Source organism: Halococcus dombrowskii, assembly GCF_022870485.1.
Classification (GTDB): Archaea; Halobacteriota; Halobacteria; order Halobacteriales; family Halococcaceae; genus Halococcus; species Halococcus morrhuae.
The window spans coordinates 1583477-1599851 of record NZ_CP095005.1 but is presented as its reverse complement, the minus strand read 5'-3'; the positions used below and the strand labels follow the sequence as shown (position 1 = coordinate 1599851).

Annotated in this window: 17 protein-coding genes; 12 read left to right on the top strand and 5 right to left on the bottom strand. The window is 65.8% G+C overall.

From position 1 onward, the window contains the following. Positions 1 to 21: 21 nt before the first annotated feature. Both MUK72_RS08300 and MUK72_RS08295 read right to left on the bottom strand, forming a co-directional pair. Positions 22 to 954: a DUF106 domain-containing protein gene (locus tag MUK72_RS08300; RefSeq protein ID WP_004052761.1), complete on the bottom strand. Its 933-nt coding sequence runs from the start codon at positions 952 to 954 to the stop codon at positions 22 to 24. Between the two features lie 74 nt (positions 955 to 1028). Then, the gene (locus MUK72_RS08295; protein ID WP_244698780.1) at positions 1029 to 1667 is read right to left on the bottom strand and encodes an adenylate kinase; all 639 of its coding nucleotides are present in this window, start codon (positions 1665 to 1667) and stop codon (positions 1029 to 1031) included. Positions 1668 to 1769: 102 nt separating this feature from the next. On the opposite strand from MUK72_RS08295, the gene MUK72_RS08290 reads away from it, so the two are divergent. Then, positions 1770 to 2153, top strand: coding sequence for a DUF7975 family protein (locus MUK72_RS08290; protein ID WP_244698778.1), 384 nt, complete (start codon positions 1770 to 1772; stop codon positions 2151 to 2153). Here the strand turns inward: MUK72_RS08290 and MUK72_RS08285 are convergent. After that, complete coding sequence (locus tag MUK72_RS08285; RefSeq protein ID WP_244698777.1) at positions 2150 to 2737, bottom strand: DUF6149 family protein; 588 nt, start codon at positions 2735 to 2737, stop codon at positions 2150 to 2152. The two genes, MUK72_RS08290 and MUK72_RS08285, sit on opposite strands and share 4 nt — an antisense overlap. Positions 2738 to 2878: 141 nt before the next feature. On the opposite strand from MUK72_RS08285, the gene MUK72_RS08280 reads away from it, so the two are divergent. The 8 genes from MUK72_RS08280 (at position 2879) to MUK72_RS08245 (ending at position 12212) form a co-directional block, all read left to right on the top strand. Further along, a complete protein-coding gene (locus MUK72_RS08280) occupies positions 2879 to 3631 on the top strand; it encodes an SDR family NAD(P)-dependent oxidoreductase (protein WP_244698775.1) in 753 nt (250 codons plus the stop codon). A gap of 97 nt (positions 3632 to 3728) precedes the next feature. Then, positions 3729 to 4970 carry an NAD(P)/FAD-dependent oxidoreductase gene (locus tag MUK72_RS08275; protein ID WP_244698773.1) on the top strand — a complete coding sequence of 414 codons (1242 nt, stop codon included), beginning with the start codon at positions 3729 to 3731 and terminating at the stop codon, positions 4968 to 4970. A gap of 42 nt (positions 4971 to 5012) precedes the next feature. Continuing rightward, positions 5013 to 5426, top strand: a complete 414-nt coding sequence (locus MUK72_RS08270; RefSeq protein WP_244698771.1) for a DUF7124 domain-containing protein — start codon at positions 5013 to 5015, stop codon at positions 5424 to 5426. Positions 5427 to 5472: 46 nt separating this feature from the next. Beyond that, positions 5473 to 6336, top strand: a complete 864-nt coding sequence (locus tag MUK72_RS08265; protein ID WP_244698769.1) for a DUF7847 domain-containing protein — start codon at positions 5473 to 5475, stop codon at positions 6334 to 6336. Positions 6337 to 6387: 51 nt separating this feature from the next. Then, complete coding sequence (locus tag MUK72_RS08260) at positions 6388 to 6918, top strand: DUF5815 family protein (protein ID WP_244698767.1); 531 nt, start codon at positions 6388 to 6390, stop codon at positions 6916 to 6918. An 87-nt stretch (positions 6919 to 7005) separates the two neighbouring features. Then, a complete protein-coding gene (locus MUK72_RS08255; protein WP_244698764.1) occupies positions 7006 to 7230 on the top strand; it encodes a helix-turn-helix domain-containing protein in 225 nt (74 codons plus the stop codon). Between the two features lie 293 nt (positions 7231 to 7523). Beyond that, positions 7524 to 10760 carry a carbamoyl-phosphate synthase large subunit gene (carB, locus tag MUK72_RS08250; protein WP_244698760.1) on the top strand — a complete coding sequence of 1079 codons (3237 nt, stop codon included), beginning with the start codon at positions 7524 to 7526 and terminating at the stop codon, positions 10758 to 10760. 72 nt (positions 10761 to 10832) lie between these two features. Then, a complete protein-coding gene (locus MUK72_RS08245; RefSeq protein WP_244698757.1) occupies positions 10833 to 12212 on the top strand; it encodes an RDD family protein in 1380 nt (459 codons plus the stop codon). Here the strand turns inward: MUK72_RS08245 and carA are convergent. Then, the gene (gene carA / locus MUK72_RS08240; protein ID WP_244698753.1) at positions 12209 to 13270 is read right to left on the bottom strand and encodes a glutamine-hydrolyzing carbamoyl-phosphate synthase small subunit; all 1062 of its coding nucleotides are present in this window, start codon (positions 13268 to 13270) and stop codon (positions 12209 to 12211) included. The genes MUK72_RS08245 and carA overlap by 4 nt on opposite strands. A 97-nt stretch (positions 13271 to 13367) precedes the next feature. Between carA and MUK72_RS08235 the strand changes: the two genes are divergently transcribed. Next, positions 13368 to 13781: an Lrp/AsnC family transcriptional regulator gene (locus tag MUK72_RS08235; protein ID WP_004052783.1), complete on the top strand. Its 414-nt coding sequence runs from the start codon at positions 13368 to 13370 to the stop codon at positions 13779 to 13781. A 177-nt stretch (positions 13782 to 13958) separates the two neighbouring features. On the opposite strand, the gene MUK72_RS08230 is transcribed toward MUK72_RS08235, so the two are convergent. Continuing rightward, positions 13959 to 14666, bottom strand: coding sequence for a CehA/McbA family metallohydrolase (locus MUK72_RS08230; protein ID WP_244698750.1), 708 nt, complete (start codon positions 14664 to 14666; stop codon positions 13959 to 13961). Positions 14667 to 14717: 51 nt separating this feature from the next. On the opposite strand from MUK72_RS08230, the gene MUK72_RS08225 reads away from it, so the two are divergent. Both MUK72_RS08225 and MUK72_RS08220 read left to right on the top strand, forming a co-directional pair. After that, positions 14718 to 15659: a diacylglycerol/lipid kinase family protein gene (locus MUK72_RS08225; RefSeq protein ID WP_244698748.1), complete on the top strand. Its 942-nt coding sequence runs from the start codon at positions 14718 to 14720 to the stop codon at positions 15657 to 15659. A 44-nt stretch (positions 15660 to 15703) separates the two neighbouring features. After that, positions 15704 to 16273: an NUDIX hydrolase gene (locus tag MUK72_RS08220; RefSeq protein WP_244698746.1), complete on the top strand. Its 570-nt coding sequence runs from the start codon at positions 15704 to 15706 to the stop codon at positions 16271 to 16273. Positions 16274 to 16375 lie beyond the last annotated feature (102 nt).

Below are 16375 nucleotides of genomic sequence, written 5' to 3'. Positions count from 1 at the left end.
CAAAGGGGTTGTGTCTCCCGTTCAGCCCGTCGGTGTCGTGGTGAGGTTGAGCGATTTCTGGATGATCTGGCGGAAGGAGATGGAGATGAGGAAGTACCAGACCAGCCAGACCCAGACGAAGCCGCCGATCTGCTCGGTCAGCTCCATGCGCCCGAGCATCGGCAGGACGATCGACCGCTCGGCCGCGACGATATGCTCGGCACCGCCGCCGCGGACGCCCGTCTTCCAGTACATCCAGACGAACACCGGGATGGTGAGCAGCAGGATCCAGACCATCGGCCGGAACTGCTCCTTGAACATGCCGAGCTGATCGCTCATCGCGTCCATCTGCTCCTCCTGGATCCGGTCGAGCGCGGCGTCGTCACCGCGCTCTTTGGCCTCCTTGCGGCGCTCCTGGATGTCGTTCATCTGTTCTTGGATCGCGCCCATCTTCTCGGTGTTCATCAGGTTCGACTGGAGCAGCACCGAGTAGAGCCCGGTGAGCACCGAGAGGATGATGACGACGGCATAGAACGGCAACACGGCGTCGAACGGGCCGAAGATGACGTCCGCTGCCTGCCCGACCGCGTTGCGGATCGGCATGACCGCGTAGGCCGGAAACAGCGAGAGTGCCGCAAGCCCGGCGAGCTTGTCGTAGGTCGACCAGCCGGAATCCTCGTCCTCGACGTCGGTTTCGACGGAGTCGTCGCCGAGCGCCGCGCGGATCTCGTCGGGGTTCGAGACCGCGAAGCCGTCGCCGTCGGCGTCGTGGAGGATGCCGGTCTCGATGAGTCGGCCCCACTGCCCGCTCGTGAGGTCGTCGCTGACGTCGGCCCATCTGATGGTGTGGGTGCCGCCGTCGGGTGTCGGTTCGTCGGCGGCGTGGCCGGATCGGTCGAGCACCACCGTGAGCGCCTCGGCGAAGGCGGGGTCCTCGGCGACCAGCGAGCGCGCTTTCTCGCCTGTTCGTCCCATTTTCCTCTTCTATAGCGTGCGCGCTAATCAACCTTTTACTTCGCTAGCCGTTTCGAACCGATTCCGATAACCGCTCAGACCGCCGCGTCGATCGTCTCGCGCAGCTCTTCCCAGACTTCCTCGGGAGTGGCCTCGCCGTCGATCTCCCGGAGCACACCTGCCTCGCGGTAGTAGTCCACGACCGGCTCGGTGCTCTCGTGATAGACGTCGATCCGCTCTTTGACCGTCTCCTCGGTGTCGTCCTCGCGCTGGATCAGCGCGCCGCCGCATTCGTCGCAGACGCCCTCCTCTTCCGGGGGATTGAACTCGACGTGGTAGTTCGCGCCGCAGTCGTCACAGACCCGTCTTCCTGTCAGTCGTTCGACGAGCTCGGAGTCGCTCACCGCGAGCAGACAGACCACGTCGAGCGTGGTGATATCCGCGAGATAGTCGGCCTGCTCGGTGTTTCGCGGATAGCCGTCGAGCACGTAGCCCTCGCCATCTGAGAGCGCCTCGGCGACGATCTCGTTGACCACCGGGTCGGGCACGAGCTCGCCGGCATCCATGAACTCGCGTGGCGTGCCGTAGTCGGTCTCCATGTCCTTGTTCGCCCGGAGCGCGTCGCCCGTCGTCACATGTGGAACGTCGTACTCGTCGGCGACGTTCGCGCTCTGGGTGCCCTTCCCCGCGCCCGGCGGCCCGAGCAGCAGGACGTTGGGTTGGTCATCGCTCATACCGACCCATCGAAGCGCGGCCTAAAAGGGTTGTAGATATCGTCGTCGTTTGCCCGATGGACACAGCGGCCCGCTTTTCACCGCGAGCGGCGAACCCGATCCATGACCCGCTTCGATGCCGCGACCGAAGAACCACGAAGGGAGCTGTTCGCCGATGCGATCCGTGCCCACGAGGAGCGCGAGAGCGCGTTCCTCACCGTCGAGACGGAGACACAGGACGAGGGGCGATCGCCGTGGTTACAGTTCGCGGACGGGATCCTGAACGTCGACTGCACGGACGACGAACTCGATCGAGTGAAAGAACTGCTGAACGATTATCCCGCCTTCCGCATCGACGAGCTTGAAAGCCCCGAGGACGCCGACGGGACGAACGTCCACATCGCGGCGCGGGCCGATCCCGAGCGCGTCGCCGAGTTCGTCGATCGACTGTTCATCGCGGTCTACGAGCAACCCGCTGACTATCGGGCGTGGATTGCGGCCATCTAAACGTCGTCGTCGCTGATGCCCGGCGCGTCGGTCACGTCGACATCGTCGGGTTCGTCCTGACCGCCGACGAGCAGTTCGCCGTCCGGCCCCTCGACGTAGACGTCGTCGGCGAACCCACCCTTGGTGTAGCGATGGGTGTCGTCGTCGAGCTGTTCGGGCGTCGACGGTGCCTCGGGAACCCCGCCAGCGGGTGCGAACGTACCAAGCGGGTCGTCGATGGTGATGGCGAACGTCTCGAAGAACTCCCGGTAGCGGTCGTAGTGGGCGTCGAGCTCGTCGGGCGGGATCTCCATCATCTCGGTCCAGCCGTGGTTGTAGAAGTCGAAGTTCGCCTGAACGTGCGTGATCTCGCGCGCGGCGGCCTCGGTGTAGTCTGCTTCGAGGGCGGCGACATAACTATCCATCGCCGCCTCGAAGAAGGCGTCGAGATGCTCGCGGCGCTCGTCGGCACGGGTGGGATCGGCCTTGTCGGTGAACACGCGCGTGTGAAGATCGACGAGCTTCCCGGTCGCAAACTCGCCGACGACGGGCATCGTGAGCGCCTGTTTGGCGGCGAAATGACGGACCGACTGCTGGAGTTTCATGTAGCTGCGTGTTGGGGCGCGAGCCACATCAACGCACCGCCTGCGGACGGAACGGCCCGTTTTTCGGTTGGTTCGCGTCCACGTCCCGCCGTCCGTGAACCGAAACTAATTTGAATGAACGGTCAGTATGTATCAGTGGAGATGAACGGAATCGACAACAGCGTGGCACTGGTGACCGGTGCGGGAGCAGGAATCGGCAGGGAAACGGCCGAGCGGTTCGCGCGCGAGGGCGCGTCGGTCGTCGTCTCGGACATCGATACCGACGCGGGCGAAGAGACAGTCGAGCGCATCGAAGAGGAGGGCGGCACCGCGGCGTTCGTCGAGGCGGACGTCAGTGATTCGGACGCCGTCGCGGCGATGGTCGAGTTCGCCGTCGACGAGTTCGGCGGGCTCGATTTCGCGGTGAACAACGTCGCGGCCGGTGCCCCGGCGGCGCGCACCGCCGACATCGACGAGGACGACTGGGATCGCGTCATAGCGATCGCCCAGAAGGGGACGTGGCTCGGGATGAAACACGAGATCCCCGCCATCCTGGACGGCGATGACGACGGAGCGGTCGTCAACGTCGCCTCGATCGCCGGTATCGAGGCCAGCCCCGGGCGGACGCCCTACGCGGCGAGCAAACACGGCGTCGTCGGGCTGACCCGCTCGGCCGGCGTCGAGTACGCGACCGAGGGGGTTCGGGTCAACGCCGTCTGTCCGGCCGTCGTCGAGACGGCGGCCATCGAGTCACTCTCGCCCGAGGAGCGCGATCAGGTCACCGCCGACGTGCCGATGGACCGGCCGGCACAGCCCGACGAGATCGCGAGCGCGATCGTCTGGCTCTGCTCGGACGATGCCTCGTTCGTGACCGCCCACGCGCTCCCCGTCGACGGCGGCGAGACGCAGGGATAGACGGGCAGCAACGCCGTCGCGTGTGCCCGAGCGGCGCTCGGGCCGGACGGCTTCGTGGATAGCAATTCACATTACCCCGGGGTGCCGAACTCGTTCCATGACCGCCTCGTACGTCATCATCGGCGACGGTATCGCCGGCAGTTCGGCGGCCGAAACCGTTCGCGAGGACGCGCCCGACGCCGACGTCACAGTAATAACCGACGAGGGCGAAGCGCTCTACAACCGCATTCTCATCAAGGAGTTCGCCAAGGGGAAACTGCCCGCAGCACCGATGTCGATACACCAGCCCGACTGGTACGACGAGCGCGATATCGACCTCCGGCTGAACACGTTCGTCACCGACATCGACACCGACGCTCACACCGTCGACACCCACGAGGGCGAACAGTTCGACTACGACAAACTGCTGCTCGCAACGGGCGGTACACCAGTCCAACTGCCGGTCCCGAACTCCGACGCCGAGGGCGTCCACCACTTCTGGACGTTCGAGGATGCGCGCGCCATCGCCGAGCGCGCCGAGACGGCAGACAACGGCGTCGTCGTCGGTGCGGGCCTGCTCGGCATCGACTTCGCGGCCATCTGCGGCGCACAGGACGTCGAGGCCCACTATCTGATGCGCGGGGAGAACTGGTGGCGGTACGCGCTCTCGGACGACGGCGCAGAGATCATCCACGACGCCCTGGAGGACAACAACGTCACGCCCGTCTTCGACAGCGGCGTCGATCGCTTCGAGACCGACGACGCGGGCCACGTCAGCGCCGCCGTCACGCCCGATGGCGATAGCTACGACTGTGAGTTCGCCGGCGTCGCCATCGGGCTCGACTTCAACCTCGAACTGCTCCAGAACACCGAGATCGAACTCGACGACGGCCTCGTCGTCGACGAGCACATGCAGACCTCCGTCGAGGACGTCTACGCCGCCGGCGACCTCACGCGCTACTACGATACGATCCTCGACGAGTACGCCCAGAATGGCTCGTGGGGCAGCGCCAAGGAACAGGGCTCGATCGCCGGCGAGAACATGGTCGCCGATGGAGAGGAAGCCACGTTCCGCTGGGTGTCGTCCTATTCGATCACGCACTTCGACTTCCCGTTCCTCTCCTTCGGCCATCCGACGCTCGGCGACGACCACGCGGAAGCGAAGTTCTCGGACACGGAGTGGCGACGGGTCGCGTTCAAGGACGGCAAGATCGTCGGCGGCGTGCTCATCGGCGATCTCGCCCCCCAGAGCAAGTACAAGAAGCTCATCCGCGAGGAGCGCGTCGTCGCCGATCAGAAAGACGTGCTGATGCGGGAGGAGGTCGACCTCGACGAGCTCGCACCCGCCGCCGAACAGTAGTCGCATCGAAGGCGTTTTCCTCGCTGCTGTCCCAGCAGCGGTATGGAAGGCGGGAGCGGCGACATGACATTAGCGTTCGAACTCAGTGCGCTGGAGGCGCTCTCGGAGCCGACCGACGTGTTCTCCGGCGCGCGCCGCTGGACGGAGTACGTCGGCGTGATCTCCGAGCAGCCGACCTACGTCGTGACGAACTTCACGCGGAAGAACCGTATCCGACAGGACTTCTTCTCCGGCCCGCGCGGGCGGCGCGAAAGCCTCGAAAACGTCAAACAACAGTTCGACACCGAGCGCCACGTCTTCGTCGGCATGAACGACGATGACCGGGAGCTCGCCGACGATCTCGACTGGGAGTATCTCCCCGTCGAGGACGCGGCCGACGCCGCCGGCTGGACGCTCGACGACGGTGACGACGAGGAACCCACGATCGACACCGAATCGCGCGACGACTGGCCGTAGTCGGCCGAAGGGAACCATTTAATATCCGATCGGACGGGTTCGGAACATGACGCTCGATATCGACGTCGCGATCAGGCGCGGCTTCTCGCGGACGTTCAACCGCAACGGCTTGCTGCTGATCGGGGCCTTTCTCATCTTCGGGCTCGTAAGTGCGGTGCTCGTCCAGACGGCGAGCCTCCAACTGGTCGAGCGGCTCAACGACCTCGCGGCACAGACACCCACACCGGGCCCTGGCGCGGGTAGCGGAGCGAGCACGCCACCGACCACGACAGGTGATCCCGCCGGGACCCAGCCGCTCGCACTGCCGATTCCGCTGATCGTCGCCGCACCGCTCGCGGCGCTCACACCATTCATCGGCGAGGTGCTACGCATCATCGCCGTCCGGACGCTCGTGAGCGAGCACACCGAGTCGATTCCCCGCGCGTTCGCGCGCGAGAACATCGTCTGGGCGACGCTGAACGGTTTCTTCGGTGGGATCGTCGTCTGGTTCATCGTCACTATCGGCGGGATCGTCGGACTGATCGGACTGCTCATCGGCGGCCCGCTCGTCGCGGCGTTTTTCGCCACCTCGTTTTTCTTCGTCCGGCAGGAGATCGCCGTCGAGAACAAGAACTTCATCGACGCGCTGACCGATAGCTGGCGGCTGACGAGCGGCCACCGCATCGGGCTGTTCGCGCTCGCCGTGGTCATCTGGCTCATCGGCCTCGTCGTCTCGATCCCCGGCACCGCCATCGGCTTCCTCGCCGGCGCTGGATCGCCGGGGCTGGCAACGATCGCGGTCACGATCGTGAGCGTCGCGCTGGGTTCGGTCACGACCGTCTTCGGCATCGCCGTCGCGGCCCGTGCGTACGACCAGCTGCGCGCCGAACGCGACGCGCCCGACGAACGCGAGTCGACACCGACGCCGTAGCCCGCAGTGGCCACCCACGGAGTTTAACCGCACGCCGCGTCAACCGTTCGTATGTCCGAGCCACGCGTCCCCGGCGCTCGCGGGGGCGAGGTGTCGCTGCCGTGTGGCGAGTCGGTCGCCGTTGCGGAGCTCGATATGGGCGTGCGCGAGTTCGACTGTGACTGCGGCGCGCGCCACGCCGTCGTGATGGACGTCCACCCGCCGAGCCGGTTCGTCCCCGAGTCGCTCGTCGCGATCCTCCGCGAGACGATCGACTCCACCGACGGCGAGGAGTTCGACACGATGCATCTGATGGGCGTCGTTCTGGAGGAGTTCCCCGAGAAGATCGTCGCCGAGGACGTCTCCGAGGACAGCAGCGTCGGCTACGCGCTGCTGTGGATCGCCGACTTCGACGCGCGCCGCCTCCACGAGATCGTCGTCGAACTCATCGTCGAACTGATGGAACACGCGGTGAGCCACGCCGACGACACGGCGACCGCAAGCGAGTTCGAAGAGCAGATGCACGCCTTCGACGTCGAGGAGTTCGTCGATCGCTACCGCCGCGAGCGCGACTTCGAGCACGAAACCGACACGCCCGCCTGAAATTCCTGTACTCGTCCGGAAACGCCGACGCTCGCGTCCGACACTCGTCTGACGATATGTTATGTGTTCCGCCAACGTAGATCGCGTATGCAGCTCCGCCGTGGCGAGTTCGAGCGGATTCGGACGGTGCTCGCGGAGGCGAACGACGACGCGCTGACGGCACGCGAGATCCACGAACGCCTCGCCGCACGCGACGCGGCGCTCGACAGCCCTCACCGCGTGGCCACCGTACTGGGACGGCGGGCCGACGCCGGCGATATCGAGGTCATCGAGAGCCAGCCGTACCGCTACCGGCTCGTCGATTCAGCGTAGCGCATCGACGGCTGCCGTTTCCTCGGATCAGTTCATTCGATTCGCTGGCAATTCGATTACCGACTTCCCATTACCACACCGCCACAGCCACATACCTCCCCAGCCGATTCGCTCACTCGCTCTGCTCGTTCGCTCATCCCTCGCGCGAGTCGTGCCTTCGGTACTCCCGCGCGCCGATGGGATTAAAATCAGTATACCGTGGCGTGGCAGAAATTGCTTCGAAAATCGAAACTCAGCTACGCATCTCGCAGTGTATCGTCGGGCTTATTACGATGTGCGAACTGGCGTGGGTAATGAGCGACGAGGACAGAACGATACTGTTGATCGGTAGCGGTCCAATCCAGATCGGACAGGCGGCGGAGTTCGATTACTCGGGTGCGCAGGCCTGTCGCGCACTCGCCGAGGAGGGGGCCCGAGTCGTCCTCGTCAACTCGAACCCGGCGACGATCATGACCGATCCGGAGATGGCCGACGCGGTCTACATCGAACCCATCACGACCGAGGCCATCAGCGAGATCATCGAGAAGGAACGCCCCGACGGCGTTATCGCGGGACTGGGCGGCCAAACCGGCCTCAACGTGACCGCCGAACTCGCCGAAGAGGGCGTTCTGGAGGAGTACGACGTCGAGATCATGGGGACGCCGCTCGACACGATCTACGCGACCGAGGACCGCGACCTGTTCAAGGAGCGGATGAAGGAGATCGGCCAGCCGGTGCCCGCCTCGACGACCATCACCCTCGACGAGGGCGAGTCGGTACAGGGACTCACGGAGGCCGACCTCACCGAGCGCGTCGACGAAGCCGTTGCATCGGTGGGCGGGCTACCGGTCATCTCCCGGACCACCTACACGCTCGGCGGGAGCGGGTCGGGCGTCGTCGAGGAGCGCGAGGAGTTGTACGAACGCGTGCGGAAGGGACTCCGGCTCTCTCGGAATAGCGAAGTCCTCATCACCGAATCGATCGCGGGCTGGGTCGAACTCGAATACGAGGTGATGCGCGACGCCGACGACTCCTGTATCGTCATCTGTAACATGGAGAACCTCGACCCGATGGGCATCCACACGGGCGAGTCGACGGTCGTCACACCCTCACAGGTCATCCCGGACGACGGCCATCAGGAGATGCGCACCGCGGCGCTCGACGTGATCCGCGATCTCGGGATTCAGGGCGGCTGTAACATCCAGTTCGCCTGGCGCGACGACGGGACACCCGGCGGCGAGTACCGCGTCGTCGAGGTGAATCCCAGAGTGTCGCGCTCGTCGGCGCTCGCCTCCAAGGCGACGGGCTATCCCATCGCGCGCATCACGGCGAAGGTCGCGCTCGGCAAGCGCCTCCACGAGATCGACAACGAGATCACCGGCGAGACGACGGCCGCCTTCGAGCCGGCGATCGACTACGTGGTGACGAAGGTGCCGAGATGGCCAAACGAGAAGTTCCGCGACGTCGAGTTCGAACTCGGTACCGCGATGAAATCCACGGGCGAGGCGATGGCCATCGGACGCACCTTCGAGGAATCACTTCTCAAGGCGCTGCGCTCGACCGAGTACGAGCCCGACGTCGACTGGGGAGCGATGGACGACGCGACGCTCGAAACGGACTATCTGGAACGCCCGACGCCCGACCGCCCGTACGCGATGTTCGAGGCATTCGACCGTGGCTATTCGGTCGAGAAAGTCGCGGATCTCACCGGCATCAAATCGTGGTACGTCGAGCGCTACGAGCATATCGCCGAAGCAGCAGGGAAAGCCGCCGACGGCGAGTTCGAGGCGGCCGCAGCGGTCGGCTTCACCGATCAGGAGGTCGCGGCGATGGCCGCCGGCGACGACGCGATGACGCGCGCCGACGGCAGCGGTGCGGTCGAGGTCGACGACGCCACCGTCGATGAAGTGGGTGCGAACGCCCCGGATCGTGACTTCAAACAGGTCGACACCTGCGCCGGCGAGTTCGCCGCCTCGACGCCGTACTACTACTCCGCACGCGAACCGGAATTCGGTGGCGACACGGCGCTCGCGACCGACGAGGTGCGCGTCGATCGCGACGTCGAGAGCGTCGTGATCGTCGGCGGCGGTCCCATCCGGATCGGCCAGGGCGTCGAATTCGATTACTGCACCGTGCACGCCGTGCGCGCGCTCCGCGAGCAGGGCATCGACGCCCACGTCGTCAACAACAACCCCGAGACCGTGTCGACTGACTACGACACCTCCGATGGCCTGTTCTTCGAACCGATCACCCCCGAGGAGGTCGCCGACGTGATCGAATCGACCGGTGCCGACGGCGTGATGGTCCAGTTCGGCGGCCAAACCTCCGTCGACATCGGCCGCGGGCTCCAGGCCGAACTCGACCGGCGCGGCCTCGACTGTGACGTCCTCGGCACGACCGTCGAGGCGATGGATCTCGCCGAAAACAGAGATAGATTCAACCATCTCATGGACGACCTCGGGATTTCCCAGCCGGCCGGCGGTGCGGCCGAAAGCGAGGCCGAAGCACTCGATCTCGCCCACGAGATCGGCTACCCAGTATTAGTGCGCCCGAGCTACGTCCTCGGCGGGCGTGCGATGGACGTCGTTCACGACGACGACGAACTCCGTCAGTACGTCGAGGAGGCGATCCACGTCAGCCCCGACCAGCCGATCCTCATCGATGAGTTCCTGGAGGGCGCGGTCGAGCTCGATGTCGACGCCGTCGCGGACGGCGAGGACGTCCTCATCGGCGGCATCATGGAACACGTCGAATCGGCCGGCGTCCACTCGGGCGATTCAGCCTGCATGATCCCGCCCGAATCGCTCGATGGCGAGGTTCTAAAACGTGTTCGTGAGGTCGTCGAGGAGATCGCGCAGGCGCTCGAAACCGTCGGGCTGCTCAACGTCCAGCTTGCGGTGCGGGACGACGAGGTGTTCGTTCTGGAGGCGAACCCGCGCTCCTCCAGAACCGTGCCCTTCGTCTCGAAGGCGACCGGTGTCCCCATCGCGAAGCTCGCCGCGCAGGTGATGGCCGGGACGTCGCTCGCCGACCTCGACACGGCCGAGCAGGTGCCCGAGCAAACGAGCGTCAAGGAAGTCGTCCTGCCGTTCGATCGCCTGCCGGGCAGCGATCCCCGCCTTGGCCCGGAGATGAAGAGCACGGGCGAGGTGATGGGTACCGCCGGCAGCTTCGGGAAGGCCTACGACAAGACCCAGACCGCGACGAGCAAGCCGATCCCCGACGCGGGCACGGCGGTCGTCGATCTCGCGGACGCGGAGTTCCCCGCTCCCGACAGCGATGCAGGGCACGCGCTCCAAGACGGGTTCGCCGAGCGCTTCGAGATCGGGGAGTTCGACGATCTCCCGCAGGCCATCCGCAACGGCGACATCGATCTCGTGATCTCGCGCGATCGCGCGGCACTCGAAGTCTGTGTCGAGGAGGACATCACCTACTTCTCGACGACGGCCAGCGCCGAGGCGGCGCTCGACGCGCTTGCGGCCCGCGAGGAAGATTCGGCGATCGCGGCGGTGAGCGAGCGGCCGACGACCGCGCGCGAGTGGGGCAACTGAGGCGAGCGCTGCGGCGGGTGTACCGACGCTCGCGGCACAACTATTTGTCGGCTGCCGAGAAACAATCGGCGAATGAGCCGCCTCGCCCTGTTCGGTGCGATCCATTTCGATCGCCGCTCGAAGGTCGCCGACGAGCTGTCGGCGTTCGTCGCGAGCGAGGACGCGGAGGCGGTGTTCGTCGAGTGGCCCGAGCACGCGCTCTCGCGCCGGACGGCGCTGCGCGCGCTGCTCGCCGTCCCGCTGCTCGTTCTCGGTGGGATCGTCCTCGATCTCGTTCGCGCACCGTACTATCTGCTGTTCAACCGTCGTCTCGATTCGACCGAGCACATGGCTGCCGAGCGCCTCGATTGCCCAGTCCACGGGATCGACCGGCATCCCTGGACGCTCATGGCTACGGCGGGGCCGGTCGCGATCGCCCTCAACTGGCTCGCTCTGCTCGCATTTCTCGTGATCGCACCGCTCGCCGCGGGGATCACGATCGCCGCTCTTCTCGTCGGTGGCGTCGCGATCAGAACCGTCGCCCGATGGAACAGGACGGGTGGCGTGCTCGTCGAGACGGTCGCGCTCGTCGCCCTGATCGGTGCCAGCACCGTCGTGGACCCGTTTCTCGGCGGGTTCGCGCTCGCACTCACTGCGCTGCCCGTCGCCACCGCACTCGCACTGGCCGTGAGCACGAACACGACCGTCGCGATAGCGACCCGCATTCCCGTACTCTTCATCGTGATCGCGATGGCGCTCACCGCCGAGTCGCTCGTCGGGTGGTTCGTGCTGACGACGTTCCTCGCTTTCTCGGTGTTCGTCACTCGGACGCTCGACGGGCGCAACGAACACATGGCTGAGCGAATCGCAACCATCACTCGCGAGGAGGGCTACGATGCGGCCGTTCTCGTGACCGGCATGGCCCACCTCTCCGGGATGGCCGATCACGCGAGCGATGCAGGACTGACCGTCGAGCGGGCGTACACGCCCCGGTGGCTTCGCGCGCCGGGACGGATCGAGGACGTCTCGCCGGCCGACTCGACCGCGAGCGACGATCGCATCACCGGAGAGCTCGGCTCGGCGGGCGCGCGGGCGGCCGCAAGCGTCGTCGATTTCGTCGCACTCGGCGTGCTGGTGTGGATTCCCGCGTTCACGCTCGGGATCGTGGCACAGAGTCTGTTCGATAGCTTTCTCGCGGGCGTGCTCGCCGGGATCGTGCTGACGCCGCTCGCATACTACGTGCCGCTCGAAGCTCACTACGGGCGGACGCTCGGCAAACATCTCGAAGGATTGACCGTCACCGCTGCCGACGGATCGCCGGCCTCGATTCGGGCGTGTCTCCTCCGCAACCTGTTGCGACCGGTCGATTTCGTCGTTTTCTACCTGCTCGGGTTCGTTCTCGTGCTGGCGACCGATCGCGATCAGCGTCTTGGCGATCTCGTCGCCGGAACCGAAATCAGAGTGAGAAGTTAGTCGGCGGTCGCCGCGACGCGCGTGGTGCCCGCGAGTTCGAGGACTTCGTCGAAGAAGTCGAGCGAGTCGTGCGGGCCGGGGTTCGCCTCGGGGTGGTACTGGCGGGTGAGAACGCCGAGATCGTCGCTTTCGAGCCCCTCGGGCGTGTCGTCGTTGACGTTGATCTGTGTGACGTCGAGCTCGCCCGGTTCGGTGACGGCGTAGCCGTGATTCTGGGTGGTCATCACGACTCTGTCGCTGTCGAGATCGCGGACGGGCTGGTTCACGCCGCGGTGGCCGAAGGCCATCTTCTCGGTGCTGCCGCCGAGCGCCCGCGCGACGACCTGCTGGCCGAGACAGATGCCGGCGATCGGGAGGTCGCCGACGAACGTGTCGACGAGCTCCTGTGCAGCCTCGAAGTTGGCGGGATCGCCCGGCCCGTTCGAGAGGAAAAGCAGGTCCGGATCGACTTCGCGCACGTCGTCGGGCGTCGCGTCGTAGGGGAGGACGGTGACACTCGCGCCGCGATCGAGCAGCGAGGAGACGATCGAACCCTTCGCACCGCAGTCGATGAGCGCGATCTCGTACTCGCCACCCTCGTGACGGACCGGTTCGGTGACGCTGACGTCGGCACCGATGTCGACGTGCTCGCTCATCCCCTTGCACTGTTCGAGCTGCTCGCGTGCGGCCTCCGGGCTGGCGTCGGGGCCAGCGGCGATACCACACTTCATCGCGCCCTCCTCGCGGAGTTCGGTCACCACGTCCCGCGTATCGAGGCGGTCGAGCGCCGGTACGCCCGCCTCGGTGAGCCACTCCGCCACGTCGTCGGTGAGTTCGCGGGCGAGCACCGCGGTCGGCTGCACATGGCTAGATTCGAAGCGTTCGTCACGAACCCCGTAGTTCCCGATGAGCGGGTACGAGAACGTGAGTATCTGCTGGGCGTACGATGGATCGGTGAGGCTCTCCTCGTAGCCGGTATAGGCGGTCGTGAACACCAGTTCGCCACGGGCGGTCCCCGGCGCGCGCGAGCGTCCGGTCAGCACGATGCCACCCTCGATGGCGACGTAGGCCTCTTCCATTACGATATGCGTACAGACGCACCCCTAATAACCGTTGTGTTCGAAACAAAGTTACGATATTCGTAATCGTGAAGTGTCGGCCGTCGGTAGGGGAGGGATGGACGACCTCGACCGCCGGATCCTCGACGTGCTCCGACGGGACTCACGAACGCCCTACACCGAGATCGCCACCAAGGTCGGCACCTCCGAGGGAACGGTCAGGAATCGCGTCGAGCGGCTCATCGATGATGAGACGATCGAGCGGTTCACCGTGACCACCCGGACCGGAAATATCAAGGCGATGATCGAAGTGAGCGTCGCCGTCGACGTCGACACCTCGGCGGTCTCCGAACGGATGGCCGAGTGGCCCGAGGTCGATTTCGTCTGGCAGGTCAGCGGCGAGGAGGACGTCGTGCTGATCGTCGACGCGGCCGACACGAGCGCTGTCAACGATCTCATCACGGAGGCGCGCGAACTCGACGACGTCATCTCGACGAAGACCAGACTCATTCTGGACGAACGGCGCGAATGAGTCGGGTTGCGTCAGGAACTTAGCGATCCGAACGAAGAAAACAGCTCCACGCGCCGCCACTCCACATCGCCATCTTCGGGTCCCGTCACCGTCGGGAACGCGTCCCGGTCCGAGCGTTTCGTCTTCGATGTCGTCATAGATGTTCGTGGACGGTCCAACCGATATACTCAGGGCACCTCAATCGTCCTCCGGCGGTGTCCCGACACCGGGCGTCGCCCAGTCGGGTGCGTCGAGCTGGTCCTTCTCGGCATGGATATACCGATAGAGTCGACCGATGAGGCGATAGGGAAGCCAGTCGGCGACACGGGGCTCGACACGCCCGTCGCGAATGGCCGCGACGACGTTTTCGGGTGTCGGATCGTCGACGTCGACTGCGGTGTAGGCGCGCCCGACCTCGATCGGATAGTGAGCGTCGCTACCGCCGGTCATCGGCAGCCCATACTGATCGGCGAGACGCTCGACCCACTCGCGAGTCCGGGGATGCTTGCCGTTGACCTCGATGGCGTCGAAGGCGGCATCGACCTCTCTCACCGTGGAGTTGCGGTACGGATGAGCGATGATGGCCGCACAGTCGCGTTCGTGGGCGATGTCGACGACCTCACCGGGTGTCAGCTCTCCGGGATCGGTCTCGCTCGGGGGGTTCGGCCCGACCACGAGCACGTGTCCCCGCGTGGTCGAGATCTCGATGCCAGGGAGTACGGCCACGCCAGTGATCTCGTCGTCGAACGCGCGGTAGTAGTCGTGGTTGGTGGTGGCGACCCCGTCGAGACCGCGCGCCCGTGCGACCCCCGCGAGCAGTCGGCCGCCGAGCGGGTCGTAGACGTCGCCAAGCCGCCGATGACCGTGAAAAAAGCGCGTGTGCGCGTGGAGGTCGATGCGGTACACGGCCGAACGCGGTGTCGGTAGGCCTTTGCTGTTGCGACGTGAGGTCGCTACATGACCACGGCGGGATCGCCGATCCGCTCCGACGGCGGGACGGACACGCGCGAACTCATCTACAATCCGCTCAGCGGGAGCGCCGATCACACGGACGAGATCTACGACTACGCCGACGAATACGACTTTTCGGTCCGGGAGACGAGCGAGAGCGGCGACGCCATCGAGCTCGCCCGCGAGAGCGACGCCGACTATCTCGGGGCGGCCGGCGGCGACGGCACCGTACACGAGGTCGTGCGCGGACTCCACGAAGCCGACGCGTTCGATTCGACCGTCGTCGGCATCGTCCCGACGGGCACGGGCAACAACTTCGCGGGCAACATCGGCGTCGAGAGCATCGCGGACGGGTTCGAGGTGCTCGTCGACGGCGAGACACGGACGATCGATCTCGGCATCGCCAACGGCCATCCGTTCGTCAACTCCGCCATCGCGGGGCTGACCGCCAACGCGAGTTCCGAGACCACCTCGGAGATGAAGGACTCGCTCGGCGTGCTCGCCTACGTCGTCAACACCGTCCGAACGGCGACCGATTTCGACGGCCTCCCGCTCTCCATCGAGACCGCCGCCGGCGACGACGCCTGGAGCGGCGACGCGGCGTTCGTCCTCGTGGGCAACGGCCGACGCTTCCCCGTCGAAGGGCGCACCCAGGCCGACATGGAGGACGGCCGGTTCGAGATCACCGTCATCGAGGACCGCCCGACGGGTCAGCTCGTCGGCGAGGCGACGCTCCGGCGACTGGTCGGCAGCGACACCGCGAACATCACTCGACTGGAGAGTTCGTCCCTGTCGATCTCGGTTCGAGAGGGCGATCCGGGTACGTTCAGCCTCGACGGCGAGATGCTCTCGGCGCGCGAACTCGACATCGACGTCGACGCGAGCGCGCTCTCGATCCGTGTCGGCGACGGCTACGAGCCCGACCCGCCGGCGATCGACGAGCAGTAGGCCGCAGTCGAAGGCAATATGAACGCAGTCCGCGAGAGACCACCATGAGCACACGAGACGCCGCCGACGAAACGGGCGACACCCACCCGAACGCCGACCAGCAGCTCGTCGCCGTCGACGAAAACGACGACTCCGAGGGGATCGTCGGACGCCTCGACGCCCACACCGGCGACGGCGTCCGCCACCGCGCGTTCACCGCGATGCTGTTCGACGAGATGGGCAACCTCCTGCTCGCCCAGCGCAGCCCCGAGAAACGGCTCTGGGACGCCGGCTGGGATGGAACCGTGGCCTCCCACCCCCGTGAGGGTGAGGAGCAGCTCGACGCCACGCGCAAACGACTCGAAGAGGAACTCGGCGTCACGCCCGACCAGTACGACGATCTCCGGGCGACCGACCGCTTCGAGTACAAACGCTACTACTACGACGAGGGGCTCGAATGGGAGGTCTGCACCGTCCTGAAGGCGACGCTCACCGACACCACGATCGATCCCGACGACAGCGAGGTCGGCGGCGTGCTCTGGGTCCCCTACGAACGTCTCCACGAGCATCCGCGCTGGTATCGCCAGCTCGATCTCTGTCCCTGGTTCGAGATCGCCATGCGCCGCGACTTCTAACACGTACCTTTTTACTGCGTCGGGTACGCTCGCTTCGCTCGCGTACCGCTCCTTGCAAAAAGCTACGCTAAAAACTCCCGCTCGCGCCTGCGGCGCTCGCGG